The 24,979-nt window shown below is 66.5% G+C and carries 18 protein-coding genes and 1 pseudogene; 8 read left to right on the forward strand and 11 right to left on the reverse strand.

Annotated elements, in window-relative coordinates:
- Positions 1 to 102: 102 nt before the first annotated feature.
- Together D187_RS00520 and D187_RS00525 are read right to left on the reverse strand one after the other, a co-directional pair.
- Positions 103 to 1,320, reverse strand: a complete 1,218-nt coding sequence (locus D187_RS00520; protein WP_002630009.1) for a cytochrome P450 — start codon at positions 1,318 to 1,320, stop codon at positions 103 to 105.
- Between the two features lie 43 nt (positions 1,321 to 1,363).
- On the reverse strand, positions 1,364 to 2,743 hold the full coding sequence (locus D187_RS00525; protein WP_155893097.1) for a cytochrome P450: 1,380 nt from the start codon (positions 2,741 to 2,743) through the stop codon (positions 1,364 to 1,366).
- 166 nt (positions 2,744 to 2,909) lie between these two features.
- Here D187_RS00525 and D187_RS00530 point away from each other — a divergent pair, with 166 nt between their 5' ends.
- The 4 genes from D187_RS00530 (at position 2,910) to D187_RS00545 (ending at position 6,052) form a co-directional block, all read left to right on the forward strand.
- Positions 2,910 to 3,623, forward strand: a complete 714-nt coding sequence (locus tag D187_RS00530; RefSeq protein ID WP_081713502.1) for an acyl-CoA-like ligand-binding transcription factor — start codon at positions 2,910 to 2,912, stop codon at positions 3,621 to 3,623.
- A 147-nt stretch (positions 3,624 to 3,770) separates the two neighbouring features.
- Positions 3,771 to 4,913 carry a hypothetical protein gene (locus tag D187_RS00535; RefSeq protein WP_002630006.1) on the forward strand — a complete coding sequence of 381 codons (1,143 nt, stop codon included), beginning with the start codon at positions 3,771 to 3,773 and terminating at the stop codon, positions 4,911 to 4,913.
- Positions 4,914 to 5,008: 95 nt separating this feature from the next.
- Positions 5,009 to 5,398, forward strand: coding sequence for a VOC family protein (locus tag D187_RS00540; protein WP_002630005.1), 390 nt, complete (start codon positions 5,009 to 5,011; stop codon positions 5,396 to 5,398).
- Between the two features lie 129 nt (positions 5,399 to 5,527).
- Complete coding sequence (locus tag D187_RS00545; protein ID WP_245591574.1) at positions 5,528 to 6,052, forward strand: RpnC/YadD family protein; 525 nt, start codon at positions 5,528 to 5,530, stop codon at positions 6,050 to 6,052.
- A gap of 131 nt (positions 6,053 to 6,183) precedes the next feature.
- On the opposite strand, the gene D187_RS00550 is transcribed toward D187_RS00545, so the two are convergent.
- The 3 genes from D187_RS00550 to D187_RS00560 all read right to left on the reverse strand — a co-directional run bounded on the left by D187_RS00550 (position 6,184) and on the right by D187_RS00560 (position 8,713).
- The gene (locus D187_RS00550) at positions 6,184 to 7,377 is read right to left on the reverse strand and encodes a hypothetical protein (protein WP_002630003.1); all 1,194 of its coding nucleotides are present in this window, start codon (positions 7,375 to 7,377) and stop codon (positions 6,184 to 6,186) included.
- 126 nt (positions 7,378 to 7,503) lie between these two features.
- Complete coding sequence (locus tag D187_RS00555; protein WP_155893098.1) at positions 7,504 to 7,734, reverse strand: hypothetical protein; 231 nt, start codon at positions 7,732 to 7,734, stop codon at positions 7,504 to 7,506.
- Positions 7,735 to 7,750: 16 nt separating this feature from the next.
- Entirely contained in the window at positions 7,751 to 8,713 is a 963-nt protein-coding gene (locus tag D187_RS00560; protein WP_002630001.1) for a LysR family transcriptional regulator, read from the reverse strand.
- Positions 8,714 to 8,853: 140 nt separating this feature from the next.
- Here D187_RS00560 and D187_RS00565 point away from each other — a divergent pair, with 140 nt between their 5' ends.
- On the forward strand, positions 8,854 to 9,843 hold the full coding sequence (locus D187_RS00565) for an MBL fold metallo-hydrolase (RefSeq protein WP_043427646.1): 990 nt from the start codon (positions 8,854 to 8,856) through the stop codon (positions 9,841 to 9,843).
- A gap of 46 nt (positions 9,844 to 9,889) precedes the next feature.
- Here D187_RS00565 and D187_RS00570 read toward each other — a convergent pair whose 3' ends face one another.
- From D187_RS00570 to D187_RS00595, 4 genes are all read right to left on the reverse strand, one after another.
- Positions 9,890 to 10,633 carry a sigma-70 family RNA polymerase sigma factor gene (locus D187_RS00570; protein ID WP_076606064.1) on the reverse strand — a complete coding sequence of 248 codons (744 nt, stop codon included), beginning with the start codon at positions 10,631 to 10,633 and terminating at the stop codon, positions 9,890 to 9,892.
- A 174-nt stretch (positions 10,634 to 10,807) separates the two neighbouring features.
- Positions 10,808 to 13,954, reverse strand: coding sequence for a serine/threonine-protein kinase (locus D187_RS00575; RefSeq protein WP_002629998.1), 3,147 nt, complete (start codon positions 13,952 to 13,954; stop codon positions 10,808 to 10,810).
- 375 nt (positions 13,955 to 14,329) lie between these two features.
- Complete coding sequence (locus D187_RS49230) at positions 14,330 to 16,210, reverse strand: golvesin C-terminal-like domain-containing protein (protein WP_002629997.1); 1,881 nt, start codon at positions 16,208 to 16,210, stop codon at positions 14,330 to 14,332.
- A gap of 148 nt (positions 16,211 to 16,358) precedes the next feature.
- Positions 16,359 to 17,897: a hypothetical protein gene (locus tag D187_RS00595; protein ID WP_020917699.1), complete on the reverse strand. Its 1,539-nt coding sequence runs from the start codon at positions 17,895 to 17,897 to the stop codon at positions 16,359 to 16,361.
- Positions 17,898 to 18,996: 1,099 nt separating this feature from the next.
- Between D187_RS00595 and D187_RS00600 the strand changes: the two genes are divergently transcribed.
- The 3 genes from D187_RS00600 (at position 18,997) to D187_RS00610 (ending at position 21,387) form a co-directional block, all read left to right on the forward strand.
- On the forward strand, positions 18,997 to 19,737 hold the full coding sequence (locus D187_RS00600) for a DUF6310 domain-containing protein (protein WP_306413553.1): 741 nt from the start codon (positions 18,997 to 18,999) through the stop codon (positions 19,735 to 19,737).
- Between the two features lie 12 nt (positions 19,738 to 19,749).
- The gene (locus D187_RS00605) at positions 19,750 to 20,514 is read left to right on the forward strand and encodes a DUF5953 family protein (RefSeq protein ID WP_043427653.1); all 765 of its coding nucleotides are present in this window, start codon (positions 19,750 to 19,752) and stop codon (positions 20,512 to 20,514) included.
- Between the two features lie 621 nt (positions 20,515 to 21,135).
- Positions 21,136 to 21,387, forward strand: a complete 252-nt coding sequence (locus D187_RS00610) for a hypothetical protein (RefSeq protein ID WP_245591576.1) — start codon at positions 21,136 to 21,138, stop codon at positions 21,385 to 21,387.
- Positions 21,388 to 21,538: 151 nt separating this feature from the next.
- Here the strand turns inward: D187_RS00610 and D187_RS49235 are convergent, their stop codons facing one another.
- Together D187_RS49235 and D187_RS59155 are read right to left on the reverse strand one after the other, a co-directional pair.
- Complete coding sequence (locus D187_RS49235; RefSeq protein WP_051256151.1) at positions 21,539 to 23,626, reverse strand: tetratricopeptide repeat protein; 2,088 nt, start codon at positions 23,624 to 23,626, stop codon at positions 21,539 to 21,541.
- Positions 23,627 to 23,665: 39 nt separating this feature from the next.
- Positions 23,666 to 24,733 (reverse strand): annotated as a pseudogene (locus D187_RS59155) (serine/threonine-protein kinase); the annotation flags it as partial.
- Between the last annotated feature and the right edge of the window lie 246 nt (positions 24,734 to 24,979).

Consider the following 24,979-nt stretch of genomic DNA (forward strand, 5'->3'; position numbering starts at 1 on the left):
CGCCCCAGGGTGTCGCCCCTCCCTGAAGGCCATCCATCCAGCCGCGAACTCCCCCCAGGGGCCAGTGTCTCCTGGTCTACACCGCGGCCAGCCCGTGTCTGGCTATGACCAGACCAGCGGCAGGCGCGTGAGGGCCAGGGCGAAGCCCCCCGAGAACCGGGGCGGGGCCTGGGGATCCAACCGGAACGGCGGCACGCGCTTCAACCACTCCTGGTAGAACACCTTCATCTCCAGGCGGGCCAGGTTCAGGCCGACGCACCGGTGCGGACCCGTGTTGAACGTCATGTGCTGCTCCGTCCGGCCGATGACGAACTGCTCGGGGTTGGGGAACGCCGCGTCGTCGTAGTTGGCCGCGGGCAGGAGCAACAACAACGCATCGCCCTGCTTGAACTGGACGCCATGGCAGACCGTGTCGCGCGTCACGTGCCGGGGAATGGACGCGATGCCATAGAGCCGCAGCAGCTCCTCGATGGCTCCGGGAATGAGGCTGGGGTCGGCCCGGAGCTTCGCCTGCAGCTCCTGATCGCGCGCCAGGTGCCGGACACCAAAGCACAGGGCATTCACCACGGTGTCCAGCCCCCCGAGGAACAGGAGGATGCTGTAGCCCATCATCTCGTGGAACGTGGGGTTGCGGCCGTCGAGGTTCGCGTCGAGCAGCCGGCTGATCAGATCATCCTCGCGCTTGTCCTGCCGGGCCTGAATGGTCTCCGCCAGGATTCCGGCGATCTGCTTGAAGGTCTTCGCGCGGGTCTCGGGATCCACCGTGGCGGACGCCGCCTGCAAGGCCAGCTCACGAAACTCCGCCAGACGGTTGGTCGGCATGCCGGCCAGCTTCAGGAACAACGTGACGGGCAGCGGCTCGGCGATGTCCGGGAGGAAGTCGCAGCGCCCCGCGGCGAGCACCTTGTCGATGAGCTCGTTCGTCATGGCCCGGATCGCCGTCTCCAGTCCGGCCACGGATTTGGCCGACAGCGGCTGGTTGAGCGGGGTCCGGTACATCGTGTGCTGCGGCGGATCCACCGAGATGGGCAGCAGCGACAACCCCCCCGTCGCTTCCTTGCTGTGTTCCCCCGGGTTCCTGCTGCTGTAGACCTCCGGGTCCATCGTGATGTCCACGATGGCCTTCTTCCGGGTCACGAACCAATGGCCCCCATTGTACGGAGAGAAGAAGATGGGCGGGGCCTCACGGATGAGCGAGCGCATCCGGGCGTGCGGATCCTCGAGCACCCGCGGATCCGTGGCGATGTCATATTCGTAGACCAGCTCCGGCGGAACGTGCGCGGGGATCTTGTCCACCTTCTGTCCGTTGAAAGCTTGCATGTTCGAACCTCTGGGGTTGTTGGAGAAAGGGTGATGGAGAGGCTCACCGCGCCTCGATCAGCATCGGCAAGCCGTTGCTCGAGCCGAGGGTGCCGAACATGTCGATTCGCGGCACGTGGCCGGGCTTCAGGCGCAGCTTGAAGCGGCGTGCGAGCATCGCCGTCATCACGTGGGTCTCGAGCAGGGAGAAATTATTGCCCAGGCAGATGCGCGGTCCGATGGCGAACGGGTGGTAGGCGTGAGCATGGCGTGCCGCCTCGCGCTCGGGCAACCAGCGGTCGGGATCGAAGCGCTCCGGCTCGACCCAGAAATCCGGGTGCCGGTGGGTGCCGTAGGAGAAGACCAACATCCTCGTGCCCGCCGGGATGCGGACCCCATCGAGCTCGTCATCGGCCACGGCATCACGGGCGTACATCGGCGCGGCCGGATAGAGCCGGAGGACCTCCTTCACGACCTGGAGGGTGTACGGGAGCTTCTTCAAGTCGTTGAGCGTCGGAGGCGCGTCGCCCAGCACCGAGTCCAGCTCGGCGTGCAGCCGCCGCTCCACCTCCGGGTTCTGGGACAGCGCGTACCACAAGAACGAGAGTGTCCGTGCCGTGGTCTCATGCCCGGCGGCGAACATGGTCAGGCCATTGTCGATGAGGAGCTGCTCCGCCATGAGCGTCCCCGTCTCCTCGTCCCGGATCGTCATCAGCTTCGTCAGCAGATCGTCCGGCCACTGCTCGGTGGGGAGGGCCCGGCGCCGCTCGATGAGCTCGCGGATGTAGGCCGTCACGAGCTTGTGGGCCCGGCGGAACCGCAGGTTGCCGGGGGTGGGCACCCACCGCGGCACCTGAACGGGGCGCATCCCCATCTCCGAGATGTGGGAAACCATCGTCTCGATGGAGTTCTTGATGCGCACCAGGGCCTCGTCCGACTCGGTGCTGAAGACCGAGTGAAGGATGACGGAGGCGGTGACCCGCATCATCTCCTCGAGCATCTCGACAGGGCGGCCGGAGCCCTGGAGCTGGGACCGCCAGCGCTCGATGAGCTGCTGCGTGTCGGAGAGGAAGATGGGGTAGAACTTCTCCACGCCGCGAGGGGTGAAGAACGGCGCCATGAGCCTGCGCTGCCAGCGCCAGTCCTCCCCGGTGGCGGTGACGATGCCATTGCCGAGCAGCTGCTCGCGGAGGACGTCGTAGCTCGCGCCCTTGTCGTAGCTCTCGCGGCGCGTGACGTTGACGTGGCGGACGTGGTCCGGGTGGGTCACCAGCACGAGCGACTGCGCACCCATCCGGATGCGGAGCAGATCCCCGTGCTGGCGCCAGGTGTTCGTCATCCAGCCGAGGAACCCCTCTCGCCGGATCGCCTTGAGCAGCTCGAGGGTGGAGGGGGCGTACTCCTTGAGGGGACGGGGCGTGTCGATGGCGAGTGCCGTATTCATGGTCGTGGGGTCCTCGGGCAGGCGCCCCATGCGAAGGCGCCTGAACCTCGTGGCAGTTTATGCCACGGAACTGGCAGAAACCGCCACATGCGTCAGCGTGGGGAGATGGGTGCGCGACCGCGCCCGGCTGTGACAGTTCCCGCCACGACTTGTTAAGTTCCGTACCATGCCCCAGCGAGTGCGCCCCCAACCCCAGGAACGACCGGCCGCGGGTACGGACCGGGAACCTCCGCCCCTCACCCTCGCCCCGCGCGAGGGGCGCGACCGGGCGATGCTCGAGGCCTCGCGCGCCATCATCGACCTGTTCCTGCGGAAGCGGACGAGTGACTTCTCCGTCAAGGAACTCGCGGCCCACGCGGGCCTCTCCGAGCGGACCTTCTACCGGTACTTCCCCCGGAAGGAGGACGCCATCCGCCCAGCCGTCGACGCGTCGCTCGCACGTCTCGTCTCCGACGTGCGCGCCGCCCCCCGCGACAAGCCCCTGCGCGAGGCGATGGTGGAGGCGCTCGGCCGACTTCCCGTGGAGGAGGACCCCATGAGCTGGGAGAACTTCCTCCCCGTGCTCAACGAGACGGAGAGTCTCCGCGCGGTGTGGCTGCAGATCCTCACCAACGCGGAGGTGGCGCTCGCGCACGTCGTCGCCGAGCGGCTGGGGATCTCTCCGGACTCGCAGCGGGCGCGCCTGGCCGGCGCTGTCCTGGCCACCGCGGGACGCCTCGCGCTGGAGCAGCCGTTCTCCGCGGGGCGGAAGCGAGACCTGGGCGAGGCTTTCGCCGAGTGCCTCGAGTTGCTCGGCCCGACCCTGTTCGAGGAGCCCGCGGGCGGGCGCCAGTCCGCGAGACGCCCGCCGCCCCAGCGCTCCCGCCAGGCACGCAGGTAGGAGCAGCACCCGACGCCAGGGCATTCCTACTACTCCTCGAGGGGTACAGACACACAGAGAACCACGGCGGTACATCTCCTGGTTCGAATCAGCAGGCGACGTTCGTCCTCATCGCGAGGGGAGTGCCTGAGTCATCAGGAGAAAAGAATGTCTCTCAAGGACGAGGCGCGCAGAGAGTACGAGGAGCTGAAGAGCCACTTTCGCTCCATGAACTTCGAGGAGTTCAAGGGCGGTGGATGGTTTCCAAAGTATGTCCGGTGGATGCTCGAGGAGTATTCGAAGGGCGTTGATGCCGAGTACATCCGCCGCAAATATCCCGGCGCGGGCCCTGTCAATCAGGCCAACAAGGCGATCGCCATCGCGAGCAAGTACTCCTCCCTGGTAGGCGGAGCCAGCGCGGCCGCCGTGACGGGGCTGGAGCTCGCGGTTCCGACACCGGGTGGGCCCCTCGCGGTGGCAGGGGTCGCCACGTCCATCATGGCCGACATCGGCCTCAACACCCGGCTTCAGCTCAGGACGACCTACGACCTTTCCGTCATCCACAACGCCCCGCTCTCCCTCCAGGATGCCGAGGATTGCTACCTCATCTTCTGCAACGCCTTGGGCTTGAAGATGTCGGAGGTCCTGGGTGAGTTCGCCCTCTCCGTCGGCCCCAAGATCATCCAGTACAACGTCCGGAAACTCCTGCGCGGCGGGTTCCGCAAAGCCCTTGTCGAGCTCATCAGGCGCGTGGCTGGGACGGCCATCGCCCGGAAGCTGACCGAGCGGGCCATGTTGCGGCTCCTCGTTCCTGGAATCAGCATCCCGATCTCCGCGGGCGCCAGCTATCTCTTCACGAAGAGCATGATGAAGGTCGCGAACATCCAGATGCAAAGGCGCGGGAGTGTGATCGATCCGTTGATTCGGCTCTACCGCACGGACAAGTCCATTCCGCGCGAACTCCTCATCCAGGGGCTCATCGTCGTGATGGAGGCGCCCCGCCGGGAGGGTTGGAGTGAGGAGCAGATGAATGCGCTGCGCCATACGCAGAACTTTCTCGCCCTCAATGATGAGCAGATCGCCGCGCTCGAAGGCTGGTGGGAGCGGGGGGCGAACGAGTTCGCCGCGAACCTCCCTCCCCTCTCCCGCCCAGCCAGGGCCGCATTCCTCCAGTTCCTCGCGCGCGCGGCCGCACTTGGAGATGAAGCGCACGAAGGACAGTACGTCACGGCGCTCCGGGCGATCGCTACGCGGTGGGACCATCCCTTCGGTTCCGAGGACATGGATGAAGCCCGGAAGGCGGTCGGTTGAACCCGCCAGGAGCGGAAGGACACCCATTCGCCATGCCAGGACCACGGGAGGCCTGGGTGCCGCTGGATCGAGACGGCCTCCAGTAGGATGAGCCCATGCGCATCGAACACATCGCCATCTGGACGCGGGACCTCGAGCGGCTCCGCTCGTTCTACGAGACGTATTTCCAGGCCAGCACGGGGCCTCGGTACGTCAACGAGCGCAAGCGCTTCTCCTCGTACTTCCTGAGCTTCGCCTCGGGCGCGCGCCTGGAACTCATGGCGAAGCCCCATCTGGTGGACGCGAGCGGCAACTCCGACACGCCCCCCACCGGCTATGCGCACCTGGCGCTCTCGGTGGGCTCGCGCGAGGAGGTGGACGCCATGGCCGAGCGCTTCCGCCGTGACGGGCTCCCCGTGGTGGATGGCCCCCGGCAGACGGGGGACGGCTACTACGAGTGCGTCGTGCTCGATCCCGACGGCAACCGCATCGAAATCACCGTGTGAGCCGTGTGCCCTGTTCCCCGGCGCCCTCCGCGAAAGGAACGGGGTGAGGGTGCTTGACGTACTCGGGACGAGAGCACCCGGGCGAATGAGTACCTGCTCGATGACCTGACGGTCGAGCGGGAAGAAGCGTTGAAAGCACGGCCGGGTCCTCCGCTTGTCCGGCTGGCGTGGTTGGTGCTGCGCTACGGACGGACTGGGGAACTGGCGCGCGAGCTGCCGGAGTGGGTGGGCCTCTTCGCCCAGGTCCAGGCGGCTCCAGAGGGTACCGAACAGCTGAGGGTGGTCATCCGTTACCTGCTGTGGACCGGGGACAAGGCCGTCCACGACAGCACGGGTCAGGTGCTACATTCAGTCCTGGATGAGCAACGCACGGAGGAGTTGATGCGAAGCTATGGCGAGGAACTCATCGAGCAGGGACGTCAACAGGGCCTGGCGCAGGGCCTGGCGCAGGGGCTGAGCCGAGGACGTGCCGAGGGCATCCTGCGGATTCTCAACATCCGGGGGATTCACGTGGAGGAAGGAGTCCGGCAGCGCATCCTCGACTGCACGGACGTGGACACGCTCGACAGCTGGTTCGACCGGGCCCTCCAGTCCACGAGCCTCTCCGAAGTGCTGGACGGCGAGGCACACGCCTCTCGGCGAAAGGACTCGTGACACGGTCTCCGCTCGCGTGCCTCTGACGTGGAGGCGGCGGGAATCGAACCCGCCGCCTGTCACTCCCAGAACTCCGGATGAGGTGTCAGACGACTCGTAGGGGAGGCCCAGTGGGGAAGGTCCAGCCCGGCTCAAAGTCCGTCGGGATAGCACCATCCGGAGGTGTTATCGGTCCCACCGTTGGCGAGCGGGTAAGCGATATAGCCAAGCTCTTCTCCCGCGCCGCAGTCCGAGCGGGCGCGTGCGTAGCGGTAGCAGGTGCCACGGCCCGAGCGTGTCAGGTCGACGCAGACGCCTCGTGCACCTTCGACGCCGCAGTACTCGGCCCAGTTGACGCTACAGGTCTCGCCGATGTGCGCCGGATCGAAGAGATAGCCGATGGGCTCCATGACCGACTGCTCGATGCACAGGCCATAGACGCCGCACACCGTGCCGGTCGGGCACCCCGGATCCGCCGCCATGAAGTCGCACGTGGCGAGGCACTGCCGCGTGTCGGTGTAGGTGTCAGAGCAGGCATGGCCAGGGGCGCAGTCCGTCGACGCGAGCTGGTCCACGCTCGCCGCGGGTGTGTACGTGCACGCCTCTCCCTGCGTCTTGGTGCCCAGCGACTGCTCGAGCGTACCGTCACTGGCCACGGTGTCGTCGGCGACACAGGTGTGGTTCGGGGGGATCGTGGTCAGCGCACCTTCGCGGGGATCGCAGCCGCCGTGGCGGATCGTGCTCCACTGCGCGAACCGGATCCAACGGCACTCACCGCCCTCCACCGGTGCGGTTCCGGCGTACGGCACACGGAGCGGCGGCGCGGCCACCGACTCGCGCAAGAGCACATTGGCGATCGCGCCGGCGGTCTGCTGGGGCGTGAGTTTGCTCGCGAGGAAGAGCTTGCCCGACTCGGCGACGAAGGTCTTCGCCGTCGACGCACCGGCGTCCTGGTAGCCATAGACGCACTGCTCGCACGAGAACAGGCTGGTGCCGCCGTTGGCCAGCTCATGAAGCCCCAGGGCGGTGTTCACGTCCAATCGGATGTACGCGGGATCCGCCAACGCGGGATCCCCGAGGTTCGAAAACTCCCCGCGATACGTCGGCTGTTGCCCATACATCACGGGTGACAGCTCGATGCCATTCTTGAGCTCGCCGAGGGTGAGCTCCGTACACCCGGCGGGCGGTGACAGCCCCAATGCCCACTGCTCGAGTGCTTGCACGGAGTCCCGCTCGGGAACCGGAGCTTGTTGTGTTTCCCGGCCACACCCGCCCACCACCGTCAGCAGAACCACGCCCCACCGCCACGCACTGGAAGATGCAACGTCGACTCGATGGTACGTCATGTGCCTTGCCCCATTCGCGAGTGGCTGAAATATTCCAGCCCAGCAGATTCATGGTTCACATGATTTACGCGGAGTGGTCAAGACAATTGCAGACATGAGAAGAGAACAGGAGACGCGGCGGGAGAATCATTTTCTCATGGCCGAAGAAAGTGCACGCTGGCTGTGCGCCTTGGCGAGCCTGTAGGTGGCCACGGTGAAGAACGCGTTGCGAGCCAGACGGCGACCGAGCTCATCCTGGTCGGGAGAGTCCTGCTCCGCGAGATCCGGGTAGTAGCGCTTGGGGAATCTGACCTGGGTGACGCTCACCGCCAGATCGACGATCTGGCTCGGGTTGCCCTTGAGCTGGTCAAGCACCACGCTCCCGTCATTGACGTCAGTCCGTGGTGCGGGGGGCCCGCGCATTGACCGCGCTTCGCCGGGCGACCTCGATGAGCTGTTCGCGCAGCCAGAGATGCCCGGGGTCCTCCTGGCAGCGCGGGTGCCAGGCCGCCGACAGCGTGAAGTCCGGGAGAGTCAGCGGCAGTTCGAAGCTGTCGAGTCTGTCGGCGAAGCCCGCCAGGAAGCGGGCGGGCAGCGTACACACATAGTCGGTGGCCTCGAGCACCATGGGGGCCAGGGTGTAGGTGTGGACCGAGACCGCGACGGTGCGCTGGTGACCCTGTTTCTCCAGGTGCTCATCCATGAAACCGTGAAAGCTTCCGCCGACGGACGACACGAGCACGTGCTGGAGCCCGCAGTACTCTTCGAGGGTCAAGGTGCCCGTTCCTCGGGGATGCCCCTTGCGCTGGGCCATCCGGAAGCGCTCGTCGAGGAGCTTGCGCATCTTCATCCCCCGGGGAATCGTCCGCTCCGAGCCGAGCAGGACATCCACCTCGCCTCGCTCGAGCAGGCCCGGCAGGAGCTCCGCGCGAGGGCCCTGGAACGAGACGCGGATCCCGGGTCCCGCCCCTGAGCGCAGGCGGTGGAGCAGGCCGAGCCCGAGCATCACCACCGCGTTGTCATTCGCCACGATCGAGAAGACGCGCTGGGCGGTCATCGGATCGAAGACCGGTGGGCGCTTGACGATCCGCTCCAACTCCTCAAGGGCCGCCCGCAGGGGCTCCTTCAACTCGAGCGCGCGGGCCGTGAGGGCCATTCCCCGCCCTGTCTCCGAGGGGACGAGCAGCGGATCCTGGAACACCTCGCGCAGCCGGGCGAGTTGGGCGGACAGCGCGGGCTGGCTGAGGCCCAGCCGGGCCGCGGCCCGCGTGACGTTGGCCTGCTCGAGGAGCGTGTCGAGCGAAACCAGCAGGTTGAGGTCCACACCGCGGATATCCAGCATGTTGATGGGTCCCATCCAGGTAATCGATTTCAAGCAGCCATGGGGCGTCGGTTATCGAAGAGTCTTCACGGGGAGGACCCGTGCCTCCGTCGCTGGCGTCAACGGCCTGGACGGTGTTCGCGAGGCCAGCTTCATTCAAACAAAGGAGACGTCCCATGACGATGAATACAGTTCTTGGGCCCGCCACGATGGCGGCCCTCCTCACCGCCGCGACGGGCGGCGTGTTCACGGCTACCGCTCACGCCGCCCCGCCCCAGGTTAGAACCCAGGCGCCAGCCTTCTACCGCATGAAGCTGGGCGACTTCGAGATCACGGCGCTCAGCGATGGCACCGTGTTGCAAGCAACGGACAAGGTGTTGACCAACATCCGGCCGGAGCTGATCGCGCCACTGCTGGCCGCCTCGTACCTCACCCCGCCGGTAGAACAGTCGATCAATGCCTTTTTGATCAACACGGGCTCCAAGCTATTCCTGGTGGATACGGGGGCTGGTGAGCTGTTCGGACCGGGAGCGGGCCACCTGGTCACCCACATGCGGGCGGCCGGCTACGAGCCCGAACAGGTCGACGCGGTGCTCCTCACCCATATCCACACCGACCATTCGGGCGGGCTGGAGATGGCGGGCAAGCGCGTCTTCCCCAACGCCGTCGTGTACGCGAACAAGCGCGAAGTGGACTTCTGGCTGAATCCGGCCAACGCGGAGACGGCCTCGGACATCCAGAAGCCTCTTTTCCGGCAGGCGATGATCGCGCTGAGCCCATACATCGCAGCGGGAAGACTCGGTACGTTCGAGGCGAACACGGAGCTGGCACCTGGCATCAAGACCTTCGCTGCTCCGGGCCATACGCCCGGGCATAGCTTCTACGTCGTGGAGAGCCAGGGCCAGAAGCTCGTGTTCTGGGGGGACGTGATGCATCAGGCGGCGATCCAGTTTCTCGAGCCCTCGGTGACCATCAAATACGACGTCGACTCCCATGCGGCGGAGACCCAGCGCCAGAGAGCCTTCGCCGAAGCCGCGTGGCAGGGCTACTGGGTGGCGATTGCTCACGTCCCCTTCCCGGGCATCGGCCATCTGCGCCCCAACTTCAAGGGCTACACCTGGTTGCCGGCCCACTACAGTCGCGCTCCGTGGGGCGGCTCGCCCTGACCGGGCGGTGGGAGGGTCCAAAACCGTGCGGGTCCAGGAGTAGCGCTCAGTCGGCCCGGCTTCGCAGCAGGCTCTCCAGGCTCATGTCGAGCGACAGGGCCAGGCCGAGCATGCTCTCGACCTGCGAGGAGGTCATCTTCAGGTGGGCGCTGAGCGCACCGCGGGTGCGCTCGAGCACCTCCTCGCGGGCTCGCGCGATCCAGCGGGAGATCGTCGAGGCGTTCACCCGGTACATGACGCCCAGCTTCTCGAGCTTGATTCCCTCCGCGTAGTACATGCGCAGGAGGTTGCGCTCGCGGCTCGACAGCGCCGCCATGGCCTCACGCAGCGCCGAGCGGAGCAGTTCCGCGTGGCGCTCGCGCAGCAACCGCGACTCCGGATCCAGCGCCGGGTCCATGGCCTGCAACAGGACCCGGTCCTCCGTCAGCACCTCGTGCCGGGTGCCCCGACGCAGGCTGATTCCCGTCCTCAGCGCGGCCACCCGGAGCCAGGCGGCGAGCGGCCCGAGCCCGGTATAGGCCGCGAGCTTCGGCGCCTCCCCCTCGCCCACGAGCAGTCTGTGGCCGAGCACCGACTTCACCTCATCGACGAGATCGAGCTCGGCGCCCATCCCCCGCAGCGCGGCGCGCACCTCGACGTCCAATCGATGGCTCAGCTCCCGCAGTGCGGCGGCGTCGCCCGAGAGGCACGCGAAGGCGAGCAGCAGGTCGTGCACCTGGACACAGGAGAGCACCTCCTCGAGGTCCCCTCCCTCGGTGAGCCGCTCCGCCATATAGCTGACGAACGCCACCTCATCCCCTCCGATGCCCGGGAGTCGGAGACGGGCTTCATCGAGCAGTGAGCGCAGGCGACGCTCGAGTGCGCCGATATCACCAAGCTTCGCCGCCGCCGCGGGTGCGAGGCGTTCGCGAAAGGCACGGGAAAGAGGGGGCAGGGAGTCCACACGGGCATGATACACACCGCCTCACGGGGACGGTGAATCGTGGCCCATGCTCCGGCCGCCTCCGGCACGCGCGCGGGCGAGATAGCTCCGGGCCCTGACGAGCGCTTCCTTGTTGCCGCCAGTTTCCCGCAGCTTCACGGCGCGCTCCAGTGAAGGGAGGGCCCGCTCGAAGCGCCCGAGGTGGAAGGCCGCCACGCCGATGACGTCGAGGGACGAAGCGAGGCTGGAGTGCTCGGGCCCCCACTCCTTTTCCTGGGCGGCGAGGGCACGCTCGGCCACCGTGAGCGCCTCGGCATACCGGCGCAGCCCGATCAAGGCCTCGGCGATGTGCAACAGGATGCCGGCCTTGTAGGCGCTGTCCGGCTCGAAGCTCTGCTCGTACACCGCGAGCGCCTTCTGGTACGCCGCGAGCGCATCGGCATGGCGGCCTTCCATGAAGAGGATCCTCCCGAGGATGTCGAGATCGTCGGAGACCGCGACATGCTCGGGGCCCAGCGCCTCGGTGTGGATGGCGATGGCCCGCTCCACCAGCTGCTTCGCGGCGGCATACCGCTTCTGGAGGGCCAGGAGATTGCCGAGCTCGGCCAGGACGATGCCGTGATCCGGATGCTCCGGGCCGAGCGCCTTCTCGGTGATGGCCCGCGCACGATGGAGCGCGGCGAGCGCCTCGTCGCGCCTGCCCATCCTGGAGAGCACCTGGCCGAGTTGCACCAGTGCCTTCGCGACGTCCGGATGCTCGGGGCCATGAAGCTTCTCGGCGAGGGCTCGCGCGCGGTCGTACACCCGGAACGCGCGGGCATCGTCACCACGGCGGTTCTCCTCCGTGCCGAGCGCCATCAGGATCCTGGCGACCACGGGGTGCTCACCGAGCCCGGCCTGCTCCATGATCTCGAGGGCACGCCGATAGCGCGCCGCCGCCTCCTCGTACTTTTCCTCGAGCTGGAGCACCACCCCCAGGTTGAACAGCGAGATGGCGACCTTCGGATGCCGGGGCCCGAAGACCGTCTCGAAGATCGCGAGCGCTCGCTCGTGGTGCGCGCGGGCCTCCTCGTAGAGGGAGAGACCCAAGGACGTGATGGCGACCTCGCTGAGGGACTGGGCAAGGTCCGGGTGGTCCTCGGGCAGCAGCCGGCGGTGGATCGCCAGCGCCTCCCGCGCGTCCTTCAAGGCCTCCTGATAGTCACCCTTCGCCCACAGCACGCCGCCGCGTATCGAGAGCAGCCGGGCCATTTCCAGCTCGGCGTTACCGAGGCGGACGATGGCGGCGTGCGCGTGCTTGCCGAGCGCCAGCGCCTCGTCGAAACGCGACAGCCTCCGGCCGACGATGTGGACGAGCTTCGTCCAGGCCCGCGCCGCGGTGACGTCATCGCGGCCGGCCTCCGCCGCGAGCACGGCCTCACGCAGGGTCTTCTCGGCGGCCTTCTCCTCTCCCAGAAACGCCTCGGCATCCCCCTGGAGCACACCGAGCCGCGCCTCGAGTGGCTGGTAACCCGTGGCCCTGGCCTCCTCACGTACCCCGCGCACCACCTCGAGGGCCTCCCTGGGCTTGCCCGCCTGGACGAGCGCATGGACCTCGGCCGCCTTCACGCCGAGCGCCTCCACCTTCGCGCGTACCGCCGGATCCGTCGGCGGCGGCACCTTCGCGCTCAGCGCCCGGAGGTCCGAGCACAGGGAGAGCGGAGGGAGGGCGCGCGCCGCTTCCACCGCGTGCTCCACGACACCCGGGTCCGCCCGGGTGAAGAACGTCCCGAGTGCCCTCACCTCCTCGAGCCGCTCGTCGAGGCACATCATCCGGAGCGCCTGATGCGCCTCGAGCTGCTCCCTGCGCACCTGGGTCGCCTCGCAGGCGTCCCGGCGGGCCTCGACCCAGGCACGTGTGTAGCCGTCGAGGAGCGCCGCGCTCATCCGCGCGGCGTCCCGTGCGAAGGGGGCGCCGGTGGCGAGGAACGCGTCGAGCATCGCGCGCTCGCGCTCGTCATCCCAGACGCCGGCGAGCCTGCGCTCCCCACCGGCACACACCTGGCTCGGCGACGTTCCGAGCGTGAGGGCCCCGAGCGCGCCCAGGGAGAGCAGCGCGAGGACGCCCACACCGAGGCGTACCCGGCGCCAGGGCACGGCCTGATTCGGCGAGAGCTCCGCGAGCAACGCCTCCATCGAGGCGAAGCGCTCTTCCCGCCGTGGACGCAACGCGCGGAGCAGGGCGCGCCGGACGCGCTCCGGAACCCCTCCGCCGACGGGCGGCTGCGCGGGGCCCCGCGCCTTGCTCGCCGCGAGCTCCTCGAGGCTGTTGCCCTCGAAGGCCCCGCGCCGGTAGAGCGCCTCGTGCAGCGCGACCCCGAAGCTGAACTGGTCCGCGAGCGGACCGGCCCGCTCTCCGCGGTGCTGCTCCGGTGCCATGTAGAGCGGTGTACCCATCAGCCCGCCCGTCCGGGACACCCGCGAGGACGACGAGCACCCGCCAGCCGGGCCCTCTCCAGAAGCGTCCTCGCTCGTCCACCCGGCGAGGCCGAAGTCAGTGACGCGGACGCGGCCATCCAGGCCGACCAGCACGTTGGCGGGCTTGAAGTCCCGGTGCACGAGGCCCACCGCGTGGGCCGCCGCGAGCCCCCGCCCCGCCTGCACGAAGCGCTCAAGGATCGCGTCCGCGGGATGGGGGCCTTCGTCCAGCCAGGTGCAGAGCGGCCGCCCGTCGACATACTCCATGGCGATGAAGATCTGCCCGTCGTGGCTGTTGACGTCGTAGATCGTCACCACGTTCGGATGGGAGAGCCGCGCGGCGATGCGCGCCTCGCGTACGAGCCGGGCCGAGGCGAGGTCCACCCCGATGCGCGCGGCCAGTTCGCCTCGCAGGACCTTGAGCGCCACCTTGCGCTCGAGCACGGAGTCGTGCGCGGCATACACGACCCCCATCCCTCCCCGGCCGAGCACGTCGAGCAGGGTGTAGCGGCCGAACCGCACGCCGCGCTCGAGCGGCTCGGGGCCGGAGGCGGGCGCCACGACGGCCTCGTCTTCCGCGCCTCCCGTGGTGAGCGATGCCCTGACGGCCGCGACCACCAGGGAGCGGCACGACTCGCAGATGTCGACGTGCGCGTCGAACGCGGTTGCCTCGGCGGCCGACAATCGCCCCTCGACGAAGGCAACAATCGTGTTCTCTCCAGGGTGCTTCATCGCCGTCCCAGGGCCATGCCGATTTATCCAGAATACCTGGATTAATTAGAGCATGTCGAGTGTCCGCTCCAGTCCCAGTATGGACGGTCTTGAGACCTCCATGCGAGTCAAGGCGGCGATGTTTTGTAGCCTCCTGGTGGCATGTTGGTGGCGGAGCGGGCCGGCCGCTGCCAGCGGGCACCCCGTCCAGTACGAGCTGGCTGCCGCCTACCAGCCGAAGGTTCGGGTGACCGCAGGCGCGGGGATGGACCTGGGCGCCCTGGATGCTGGGCGGCCTGTCGCATACCTGAGCCATCTGCGCTGTCGCTCACGGTGGACGCTGCCGCAGGTGCGTAGACGGCTACAGTACCTGCTCCCTCAACGCATTGAGCAGTACTAGGGCAGCACCAATTCGAAGCGCACGGCGTCGGCAACGACGTGTCCGGTGGTTCCGCCGTTTGAAATCACCACGCCGCCACTCGTCCCGGCGTTGAAGGGATAGGTGCCGAGCAACTGCCAGGAGCCGCCGTTCACCTGTTGATTCCTATACACGAGAACGGTGCCTGCGTTGTAGGTGATGCGATAGGGGACGTTGTTCGAGCGGGTATCATCAGCCGTCCATCGGGCATAGACATTGTAAGTGCCTGCCACGGGAAGGTTGGGGGTGAACCTGGCGGTCGTCGACCCCTTGCCGACGTTGTTGTCGTGGGCGTAGTCATATCCGTGAAACCCGGGGGCGCTCCTGCTGTGGACCCAGGTGCCGGTCTTGTCGCTGTTGCTGAGTCTGGCGTTGTCCACGATGACCTCGCTCGCGATGGGAGTGAAGCGAACGGCATCGGCGATGACGGTCCCGGTGGTGCCGGTCGTGCGAACCGTCACCGACGCGTTCCTCTTGGAGAGCGCGTAGGTGCCGAGCAGGTTCCAGGTGCCACCGTCAACCGTCTGATTGACAGTCACCGTGGTCGTCGTTCCATTGGCCTTGACGATGTCGACCGGAACGTTGGTGGCGCGACCGCTGCCGGAGGTCCACTGCATGTAGACGTTGTAGGTGCCGTCCTGGCTCAGGGTCGGTGTATACTGGACCGACTTGGTGCCCTTGCCGGTGTCATTGTCGTGCAGATAATTGGTGCCGATATGACCAGGGGTTACGGAGCTGGCCACCCATGCGCCGGTGCCGGCTGTCAGGGTGATGCCGGTCGAGTCCGTATTGTCCTTCACGGGCTCGGTCCGCAGGTAGACGCGGCTGTAATCCCATTCGTAATATTTTCCCGCCAGCTCGGAAGCAGGGATGGAAAAGTCATTTCTCGTCTCCGGCTTCCGGCTGCCCCACGTGCCGTCGAAATGGAAACTCATGTTGACGGCCGGAGCGGTCGAGCCGCCGCCAACGGTCCAGTGGATGGTGCCGCTTTGCACCTGGACGCCGTCCACGAAGGCCGCGTAGGTATTGTCCTGGCGATAGAGCCAGGTCCAGACATGCCATTCGGCTGGGTTGTAGACCGGGGAGGAATAAGCGGGGATGCCGTTGGCGGTCATGCCGTTGGCCCAGTTGGCGTGATAATTGGTCGCGGAGCTTCCTCCGACCACGCTTGAATGCCAATACCGGCCGTCGTAGTTGTTGCCGCCGCCAATCGAGGCGTTGTCATAGCCGAAACTCTCTATCAAGTCGTATTCGGCCCCCTTGTTCCAATTGTTGCCGTCGGCCCAGAGGGCGAACCAGAAGTGGCGCGGCGTGACATAACGCACCCGGGTTTCCCAGAGAACGTCCTGCCCGAGTCTAGAGCCGCCACCCGGCAGGTTCCACTTGGGCTGGAATGCCCCACTACCCGTGTTGAGCAAGTAGGGGTCAAGAGTGGTGGCACCGTTCAGCGGCACGAGATAGGTGCGCAGCGTATCCGTGAAGAACGCGCGAACCGGTGACGTGGTATCCACGCCCTCGATGGGCTGGCCCGAAATCGCGGTTGCCGCGTTCGGGGCCACCATGCTCGCGCCATAACCTGGGTTCGCGTCCAGCCCGTGCTGATCGTGATACTGGAAATGGCTGTTCATGATCGACATGTCCGTGACGGTGCTGCTGGGGCTCGTGCCGAAGTTCCAGTTCTTCACGAGAACGAAGCCGGAGCCGTCCACCGCGTATGCCGGAGCTGGTCCGACCGCCGGAGTGGCGATGGTGCCGCCGCCGATGGTTTCGGCCGCCGCCCATGCGGGAGAGAGGAGGAGGGCAAGGCCGACGGAGAGTGCGACTCCTCGGATCATGACGCGGCGCAGGGCGAATGACATTGTCGACATGAACTCCCCTTGGAACAGGCACGGAGTGCCACACCAGCGGCGTGGTGGATGAAAAGGGGCCCGCGGCAAGGCGGCGCCCCTCCTCTGCGGGAAACGAGGACCCCGAGGGGCCCTCATTCGTTGGCGACGTGCCGCGGCATCACTTCAACGCGCCCGCCGGAATCTCGACCACGTACGTATCGACGTCCGTGGCGCTGCCACTGCCCCAGTTGGAGCCGAAGACCACCCGCGTGAAGTCACGGTTGACGCTGGCGTGCGGCTCGCTCCAGTAACCGTTCGAAACGGTGCGGTGGTGCGCCAGCGTGTAGATGGTGGGGTTGGCATTGAGCTGCACGGCCATCACCTTGCGGTGCAGCCACTGCAGCGAGCCGCCGTAGTCGGCATAGGTGCTGACCACCACCCAGCCGGGTCTGGCGAACGCCTTGCCCGAGACATGCAGCGCCGTCGCGGTGCCGCTCAGGTAGGTCGAAAACAGCGCCGTGCGCACGCCCGTGCGCAGGTTCACCATGAACACGTCGCCCGCGTTGGACTGGTAGTCGACGGCCACGTAGACGTCGTCGCCGTTGGCGTCCAGCGCCAGGTCCGAGTGCTCGGACTTCGCGAGCAGCTGGGTCTTCTTGCTGAAGTCCCGAGAGAACGCCACCGTGCCCCGCGCACCGTCGCCGGACACCACGCAGGAGTTGCCGCTGGGGGACATGCTCACATGGTCGGGACGCTCACCCTTGGTGTCATACATGCCCAGGATGGTGTTGGTGTCGCGGTCCCAGGTGAACACGCCGACGCTGCTCCAGTCGCTCGCGTCGACCATGAAGCACCAGTAGCGTCCGTCCGCCGAGGGAGAGCCCTCCGATTTCGTCCATGCCGCCGCCGAGGTCGGCCACCTGGCTTTCAGCCGTGCGCCAAAGTCGCCCACGACGCGGGAGACCCCGGTCGAGACATTCAACTCGTGGAGCCGCATGCCGACGCCATTGGTGGGCAGGTAGTACAGCAGGTCCGGATTCGTCGGGTGCCATTGCGGCTCCGCGTCCGCGGCCGGGCCCGACAGCTGCTTCAGGCGCGCATGGGTGTTGGCGTCATACACATGCCAATACCCATCGAGGGCGTACACCAGTTGCTTGGTGCTGTTCGAGTTGAAGGCCTGGCGGCGCGAGTAGTCGTTTCGGGCAAAGCCCGACACGCCGTCAGCGGCGTGGTCGGTGGCGCGCACGACACACGTCTTGTAGGTGGGCTCCGAAAACGCCGCCCCCTTGGCGGGCTTCGCCACCGTGGGGATCGGCGAGGCCAGACGGGTGCTGGTAAGAGCGAAGTCGGGTGCATAGAACGAGGCACACGCCGGGCTGAGCGCCGACTCGCTCACCGGAGCCGGCTGCGTGCTGCGCTGGCACGTCTTGAACTGGCCGGGCGCGGGGTCTGGATCGAAAAAGCAGTACACGCGGCCCGCGGCCAACTCTCGAGTGACCCAGGTATCCCCTTGCCCGAATCTCACGGTCGACGGCTTGTCCAACGTGAAGGTCTGATACTGGTTCGCGACCGTCTCCCACCCCCCCGCGGCGAGTCCAGAAGCACCCGGCGTCAAAGGGGGACCGCCGTCGACCGTGTCCACGCCACAGCCCACCAAGGAGAGACACACCAGCGCCACCTTCCACACACCTACGTCGCACCTCAAGCCACGATTCATGCCAAACGCTCCTCGTTGATCGCCGACAGCAGGACACCGTCGTGTTATTCCTGACGCGCGGGGGTTGAGGGGTTTGCATTTTTTCATTTCTTGAGACTGGGCGAGGTTTCCACGGCTTCGCGCCTCCTCGTCAGGAGTGGGTTTGACTCGAGGCGGCGGGCAACCTCTATTGGAGGCGGCGGGAAGCGAAGCCGCTAACGGCGAATCCGCCTTCCCTCGGGACCAGAGGCCCACCCCCCTATTTTCCCTCTGAAAATGGGGGGCCCATCTGTCCGGGCGCGTCCATGCGCGTCCGTCCGATTTGGTCCTTTTTTGGTCCCCTTGGGCCCCTCGCTGGGAGAGAGCGGCGAGCCCTTCAGTCCTGAATCCACCTTCCGGCGCCGATACTCGAACCTACTACCACCAGCCCCCGAGGCTCCCACCGGCCCGAAGTGCCTGCCGGGCCCCGGGCGGCCCCCAGCGAGCCCAAGGTGCCCGCCATGGACGCCGTCGTGCCATGGAGACCCCCACCGCTCCGAGCCTCACATGCCAGGCCCCGGACACTGGCGCCGTTGCTGCCCTCCACACTGGCCCGGGGTTGTTGCCACGCTCTTCACGTCCTCGACCACGTTTCGGCTGTTGTGAACTGGGGCGCCTGCTCACTCCTGTTGCGGAAGACGCTTCGTGACTTCCAGGACGGAGAGCTGCCAGCACCCGCCCCCGACCCAGGGAGGCGGGTCGCTGAAATCTCGTGCCCTGGCGTTAGCACCGTGCCCGAGCATGGGCTGTCGGTTGCATTGGCGCTCGCCCCTGGCCCGAACTGCGGCTGACGTGTGCTGCTCTCCGCTCGTGCTCGTTCGTTGCTGTCGGAGCGCGCTGGCATACTGCGAACGGCCCAACCAGGACCCGTTAGGTCCTGACTCAATTGGAGAACGTAGCCATGCGTTTCCGATCGCGCATCGCTCTTCTGCTCTATGTCTCAGCCTGCGCGACGTCAGCGCCGAGCCCAAGAGAGCCAGCGGCCCGGGACCCGAGGCTCGCCAACCTCCAGCGAGCGGCGACGCGGCCCTGGACGGACGGGGGGCGTTGCACCGTACAGGAGGCTTCCGAGCCCTGGCCCGTGCTGGTGGAGAGGTGCTTTCATGCCCTCGACCATGACCGGATCGAGTTTCACGACACCACAGGACGATGCGCGGTCGCCTCTGCGGGTGCCGCTGCCGTGGGGCTCGGGGTCTGCGTCCTGGCGGCCCCGGAGATCGTCGTGGGAGCGGTGATCCTCACGGGCGTTGTGGTCGTGGGCTTCGCCATCAAAGAAGCGTTGGATACTTACGCGGAGAAGAGGGGCCGTCCCCAGGTAAGGCCCGCGCCTGAAACGCGGCCCGTGCCTGAAACAGCGCTCGCCCCGCCGAAGCCCTCGCCGAAAAAAAGGCTCAAGCCGGAGCCCAAAGGACCGGATTTCCCTCCCATTGGGCCAGTCGAAGTCACGGAGCGAGATCGCCCCAGGTGCGAGCCCGACCCAGTGCCGTACCACCTTGGCGGTAATAAACTGCACGACAAGTGCGCCGACAGAATTCCGAACAACAGTTTCCCCGGCGGGGATGTGTTCGTGAATGGGAAGAACTTCGACGCGCTGCAACTGTCCACGCGCACGCTCTGGGAAGTCAAGACCGACAACTTCGACACCTACCCGCCCGAACTTCGGAGAATTGTGCTTGAGGACCAAGTGCCGGAGCTAGCGCACGAGCGCGCTCTCGCTCTGGCCTGCGGATTTGACTTCAAGGTCGGCGTGCGCAGCGCACAGCGCACAAAGCCGCACTGGAATTCGCAGAGCCACGACTCAAGGGCATCATCGTCGTCATGAACTGGTGCTGAAATGCCTGCAACGCAAGAAAATGACATTGGAATTATCGTCTACGCACCTGCGCTCGTGAGCGCCGACAGTCGCCCCTTGGCCGTTGTTCATGGAATGGAACGCGCGTTCCCTGGCTTACGTCTGGAGTGGACAATTTCTCGCGAGGGGAAGCTGATCCGGCTGCCGCAGCGCGAGGCATGGCTCGCCCAAGGGAGGCCGACCGGAAGGGGGTTTCGGCTCATTTGCAATGGCGACGAGAGCTACCGGGTAACGGTGTCTGCATGGGAAAGCCCGGCGGGGCTCTCCCCGGGAGGGCAGGCACAGTTTGAAGTCCATGCAGCCCTGCCGCTCGACACAACCGGCATCGCGGCGGCAGTGGAGGTGCTGGAGGCCATAGCGGAGGGTGCTCGCTCATACTGGGGGCATGCGACGCCGTTCAACGCGGGGGTGGACATCGCACGCCAGACGAAGAATCGGCCAGACGACCTGGAGCCTCCACCCCGAGGGCTACCGGTGATCAAGTCCCCTAGTGCCATGCGCTCGCCTGAGATTCCGCATCGCCTCGGGTGGCTGAGCTACTGGTCGGCCGCTGCGGCACGGGCCATCGGCTTTCCGGACCCCTCACGCGACGCGGAGCTGCTGTCACGCTCACGGCGTACCGCGACGGGCGGGTGGGTTGTTCAGCTCACCGATGCGCCGCTCAACCTGGACAACCCCGCGCACCTGGACGCGCTTAAACAGGCCTACGAGCGCTTCCCGGAAATCGGCGGGCGTTCCACCCCTTGAGGCTCGGTACGGCTCGAAAGCCCCCAGTCGACCCCGGGGGAATGGGCGCCTCTTGCCACCGGGCAAGTTCCACCTCTTCACCCGCCGAGTCCACCAACGCCGCCCCCGCCAGAGTCCAGGGCTCAGCCGCCGGGGTTTAAGAGGAGCAATCGCACTGCCACGCTTGCCGGTTGGGACTCACCGTTGTGCGTGTAGTTGTAACTCCAGGCTGCATCACACTTGAGCGCGTCTGCCGGGTTGCGCTTCGCCTGTGGGCCAAATTGCCAAGACGCGAGGCGCCCGGCTCGCTCCATCCATGCGGCACCCATGAGCCCGCCCGGACTCTCACGCTCGGCCAGAAGCCGCGCCTTGTCCTCCTGGCACTGGCGCGCTTCGGACTGTGCCTCGTCCCTCTCTTTCTTGAGCACGTCCGGCGGGCGCGGCTGGCGGAACACTTCCACACGCCGCGTCCCCCTTGACGCATGGCCCACGAGCCAAAAGCTCGCGGAGAAGGTGTCAGACGATTTGTAGAGACGATTTGTAGAGCGCTACGGACGTACTGGGGAATAGGCGAGAAAGCTGCCGGAGTGGGTGGGCCTGTTCGCCCAGGTCCAGGCGGCTCCTGAGGGTGCCGAACATCTGATGGCGGTCATCCGTTACCTGCTGTGGACCGGGGACAAGGCCGTCCATGACAGCACGGGGCAGGTGCTACATTCAGTCCTGGACGAGCAACGCGCGGAGGAGTTGATACGGAGCGATGGCGAGGAACTCATCGAGCGGGGACGTCAGCAGGGCCTGGCACAGGGGCTGAGCCGAGGACGTGCCAAGGGCATCCTGCGGATTCTCACACAGCCAAGGACCCGGCCTGCACACCACCGCGCCGCTCCTCGCTGACCACCTTCCCGAGGCGAGCGGCAGGACCAGCGCGCCCTGTAGTCAGACGGCGGGTTCGATTCCCGCCGCGTCCATGCAGCTCAATCCGCCGTCCTGAGCCGAGCACCCAAGGCCGAGTTCGTTACTCGAGCCCATCAAAGAAAGCGAGCCGCTATTGCTCGGCGGAGGAATGCGTGGTGATACCCGAACCTTGTTGCTTCAGCAGTTTGTCCAGCCTGACCAGCTCGTTGGCGTGGCGGATGGGCGAGCGGGAGTAGGTGGCGTGGGCGGCCATGGCGAGCTTCCAGGCACGCTCCGGCTGCTGCTGGGTATCCCAGAGCGAGCGCGCGAGGGCGGCCTGCACGGCGGCGGTGTACGCCGGGCGCATGGGATGGGTCTCGATGATGCGCAGCACGCGCTCGAGCAGCGGAAGGGCCTCGGCGGCCCTGCCCAGTTGCTGCAGGGCCGCGCCCTTGCCCGCCAGCGGCAGCACGCCCGAGGGCGAATCCGCGCCCAACATCTTCTCGAAGAAGGCCTGCTCCTTGTCGTAGAGCGCCAGCGCGCGCGCGGGCTCTCCCAGCTCCAGGTAGCTGCTGGCGATGGCTAGGCGCATGAGCGCCGTGTGGATGTGCTCGGGGCCCAGGTCGCGCTCGCGCAGCTCCAGCGCCTGCTGCCGCAGGTGGAGCGCCTGCTCGTGCTGGCCGCGCGCGTCGTTCAGGTCCGCGAGCCCGGCGAGCACCTGGGTATGGACCTGGGCATACTGGCGCGGGTCCTTCTTCGTGAACTCCAGCACCTGCTGGTAGGTACGCTGGGCCGGCGCGAGCTGTCCGAGTTCCGTCCGGGCATCCGCTTCCTTCACCAGGGCCTGCATCAGCTCCAGGCTCTCGGCCCCCATGAGCTCGCGGAACAGGTGCGCCGCCTCCTCGTAGTGCCCGAGCGCCTCGGTGTCATGGCCCTCGGCGGCCTCGAGGTCTCCGTAGGAGATGTGGAACTGGGCCCACTCCTCCGAGCGCGCGCCATAGGCCTGCTGGCCGATGACCCGCACCCTGTCGAGCAGCTGGCGCGCGTCGGCGAAGCGGCCCTGGAAGGCGTAGAAGTTGGACAGGTTGGACAGGGGTTGGCCGAGGAAGGGGTGCAGGGGGCCGAGGTTCGTCTCGCCCAGGTGCACGAGCATCTCGAAGGCCCGCTGGGTCTCGTCGATGCGGTCCAGGTTGCCCAGCGCGGCCACCGAGTTGGTGGCGTAGCGCAGCGTCATGGCATTGGCGGTGCCCAGGCTATGCTCGGCCAGTGCGAAGGCCTTGTCGAAGGCCTCGTAGGCCTCGGCGAAGCTGCCCTCCTGGTAGAGCGCCAGTCCCCGGTTGTTGTGGAAGATGGCGCGCAATTCGCCGTTCTCCCCCAACCGGTCCAACCAAGCCCCTGCGAACTGTTCCCAGTGCCGCGCCTCCTCGGGGGGTCCGTGCGCGCTATGGTAGCCCATCAGCCGCACACTGGCCGCTACCACGACTCGATCATTGCGAGAGGCGTGCGCGAGCCACAGCGCGCGTTGGAGCAGCGCGGGCACCCCCTGGTTCTCCCCGGCGATGAGCTGTGTCCAGCCCTGCATGAAGAGGGCCTCGGCGTACAGGGGAGGGTAGTGGAAGTCCGCCGCCTTCTCGGCCACGTCCTTGGCCAGCTTCTGGGCGTGCTTGAACTTGCCCGCCTCGGTGAGCGCCTTGACGCGGGCGAGCTGGGCGCGCGCGGTGTCCACGGACTGGCGCGTGGCTTGATCCTCCGGAGGCGGCACATCGGCCATGAGCGCCTCCACGTCCGCGCACCCCTCGAGCCCGCGCAGCGCGCTGGTGGCGGAGATGGCCTTCTCCACCACCGTGGCGTCGGCCTCGGTGAAGACCTCGGTGAGCGCGGCCACGTCCTGCAGCCGGTTGTCCAGGCAGGCCATGCGCAGCGACAGGACGGCCTCGGACTGCTCGCCGCGCAGGCGCGTGGCCTCGCACGTGCTCTGGTGCATGTTGCGCCACGCGATGGTGTACGTGTCGAGCGCGTCGTACACCCGCTGCCAGGTGTCATGGGCGTAGGAGCGCTGGGTGGCGAGGAACGCCTTCTCGATGGCCTTCTGCCGGGGCACATCCCAGACGCCGAGCAGGCGCTCCGCGGCGCCGGTGCACAGGCTCGCCTGGCGCTGGTGCCAGGAGAACCAGGCGAGCGTCCCCGAGCCCACGAGGAGCAGCAGCAAGGCGGCGGCGGACAGCTGGCGGCGGCGCACCTGGGCGGGATCCCGCTCCAGTGTGGCTAAAAGTGTATCCAGGGAGGGGTAACGAGCCTCTGGATCAAGGTAAAGAGCGTGGATCAAGACATCATGCACCCAAGAAGGAACCTTGGAATGGGGAGGGCGCTTGATGCGCCCAGCCAGAACGTTTTCCTTCCGCGCAATAAAGGTATCGCCCTCAAAAGGATGCTCGCCATAAAGAGCCTCCCAGAGAGAGACCGCGAAAGAGAACTGATCGCTGCGGGCGTCTGCTGTGATGCCGAGAAATTGCTCGGGTGCCATATAGGCTGGCGTTCCCAGGAGCGCACCCTTTTGTGTCAGCGATAATTCCAGGGGGTTGGTGGTGGACTTGACGGGCGCCTGGGGGGAAGAAAAAATCCCTTGGTGGGTAGTTGCCGTTTCGATTGAATGCTGGCTGGATGATTCATCGCTCAGCTCTTCACTCTGCCGCACCAAACCAAAGTCAGTAACCCGTACCCTACCAGCCTGATCGATCAGCACGTTGTCTGGCTTGAAGTCGCGGTGGACCAAACCAGTCGAGTGAGCCGCCGCCAGCCCTCTCCCCGCCGCCAGAAACACATCCAGAATTACACGCCAGGATGGAGACTGCCGCGCACGCCATTGCCGCAGCGTTTGCCCCTGCACATACTCCATGGCGATGAAAAGTGAACCGTCCTCCAATGTTCCCGCGTCGTATATGGCCATCACATTGGGGTGCGAGAGACGAGCCATAGCCATGGCCTCACGCACCTGACGAGCCTTGTGTTCGCTAGCGTTGTCTCCTTGGCGCGCTCTCTCATGGCGAAGCAGCTTGATGGCCACGCGCCTATCCAAACGTGCGTCGTAGGCAGCCATCACAACGCCCATTCCGCCCTGCCCAAGTTGGTGGAGAATGGTGTAGCGGCTTGCCAGAGTATTCTCAGGAGCCGATGACAATGATGCGGAGATCGCCTTCGCCCAAGGAAGGTTGGGAGCTTTGCCCAATTCGGGAAATGCAGGGGCAATCCGAATCGGATCCACAGTGTGTGTCTCACCCAACTCATCCACTGCCGGGATGGCTACCTCGCCAGACTCCTGCTTTTCCATGATACGGACCTCGCTCATGCACGCGTAACGGCAGCATATCACTGGAGCTGGGCTTGTAGCTGTTCAGTGCGCCGAGGCATGACAAGGGTCAAGCCTGAGCCATCACCTCATTTTAGCAGGGGAGCAAGGGAGGGCTGTGCAGACTGATTGGCGCAAGAAGTAGGACGGGCATGATTACTGCTGCGGTTATGCGCAAGCCACACCTCAATAACCAGCAGGTGCACGCTCTCCTGGAGTCACTCTTCGAATGTGATTATTACCAAG

The organism is Cystobacter fuscus DSM 2262 (assembly GCF_000335475.2).
In the GTDB taxonomy this organism is placed as follows: domain Bacteria; phylum Myxococcota; class Myxococcia; order Myxococcales; family Myxococcaceae; genus Cystobacter; species Cystobacter fuscus.

What these genes read in the sequence shown, in the direction of transcription:
- D187_RS00520 (WP_002630009.1), bottom strand. Translation starts at nt 1,320, where the DNA reads ATGCAAGCTTTCAACGGACAGAAGGTGGACAAGATCCCCGCGCACGTT.
- D187_RS00525 (WP_155893097.1), bottom strand. Translation starts at nt 2,743, where the DNA reads ATGAATACGGCACTCGCCATCGACACGCCCCGTCCCCTCAAGGAGTAC.
- D187_RS00530 (WP_081713502.1), top strand. Translation starts at nt 2,910, where the DNA reads ATGCCCCAGCGAGTGCGCCCCCAACCCCAGGAACGACCGGCCGCGGGT.
- D187_RS00535 (WP_002630006.1), top strand. Translation starts at nt 3,771, where the DNA reads ATGTCTCTCAAGGACGAGGCGCGCAGAGAGTACGAGGAGCTGAAGAGC.
- D187_RS00540 (WP_002630005.1), top strand. Translation starts at nt 5,009, where the DNA reads ATGCGCATCGAACACATCGCCATCTGGACGCGGGACCTCGAGCGGCTC.
- D187_RS00550 (WP_002630003.1), bottom strand. Translation starts at nt 7,377, where the DNA reads ATGACGTACCATCGAGTCGACGTTGCATCTTCCAGTGCGTGGCGGTGG.
- D187_RS00560 (WP_002630001.1), bottom strand. Translation starts at nt 8,713, where the DNA reads ATGGGACCCATCAACATGCTGGATATCCGCGGTGTGGACCTCAACCTG.
- D187_RS00565 (WP_043427646.1), top strand. Translation starts at nt 8,854, where the DNA reads ATGACGATGAATACAGTTCTTGGGCCCGCCACGATGGCGGCCCTCCTC.
- D187_RS00575 (WP_002629998.1), bottom strand. Translation starts at nt 13,954, where the DNA reads ATGAAGCACCCTGGAGAGAACACGATTGTTGCCTTCGTCGAGGGGCGA.
- D187_RS49230 (WP_002629997.1), bottom strand. Translation starts at nt 16,210, where the DNA reads ATGTCATTCGCCCTGCGCCGCGTCATGATCCGAGGAGTCGCACTCTCC.
- D187_RS00595 (WP_020917699.1), bottom strand. Translation starts at nt 17,897, where the DNA reads ATGAATCGTGGCTTGAGGTGCGACGTAGGTGTGTGGAAGGTGGCGCTG.
- D187_RS00605 (WP_043427653.1), top strand. Translation starts at nt 19,750, where the DNA reads ATGCCTGCAACGCAAGAAAATGACATTGGAATTATCGTCTACGCACCT.
- D187_RS00610 (WP_245591576.1), top strand. Translation starts at nt 21,136, where the DNA reads ATGGCGGTCATCCGTTACCTGCTGTGGACCGGGGACAAGGCCGTCCAT.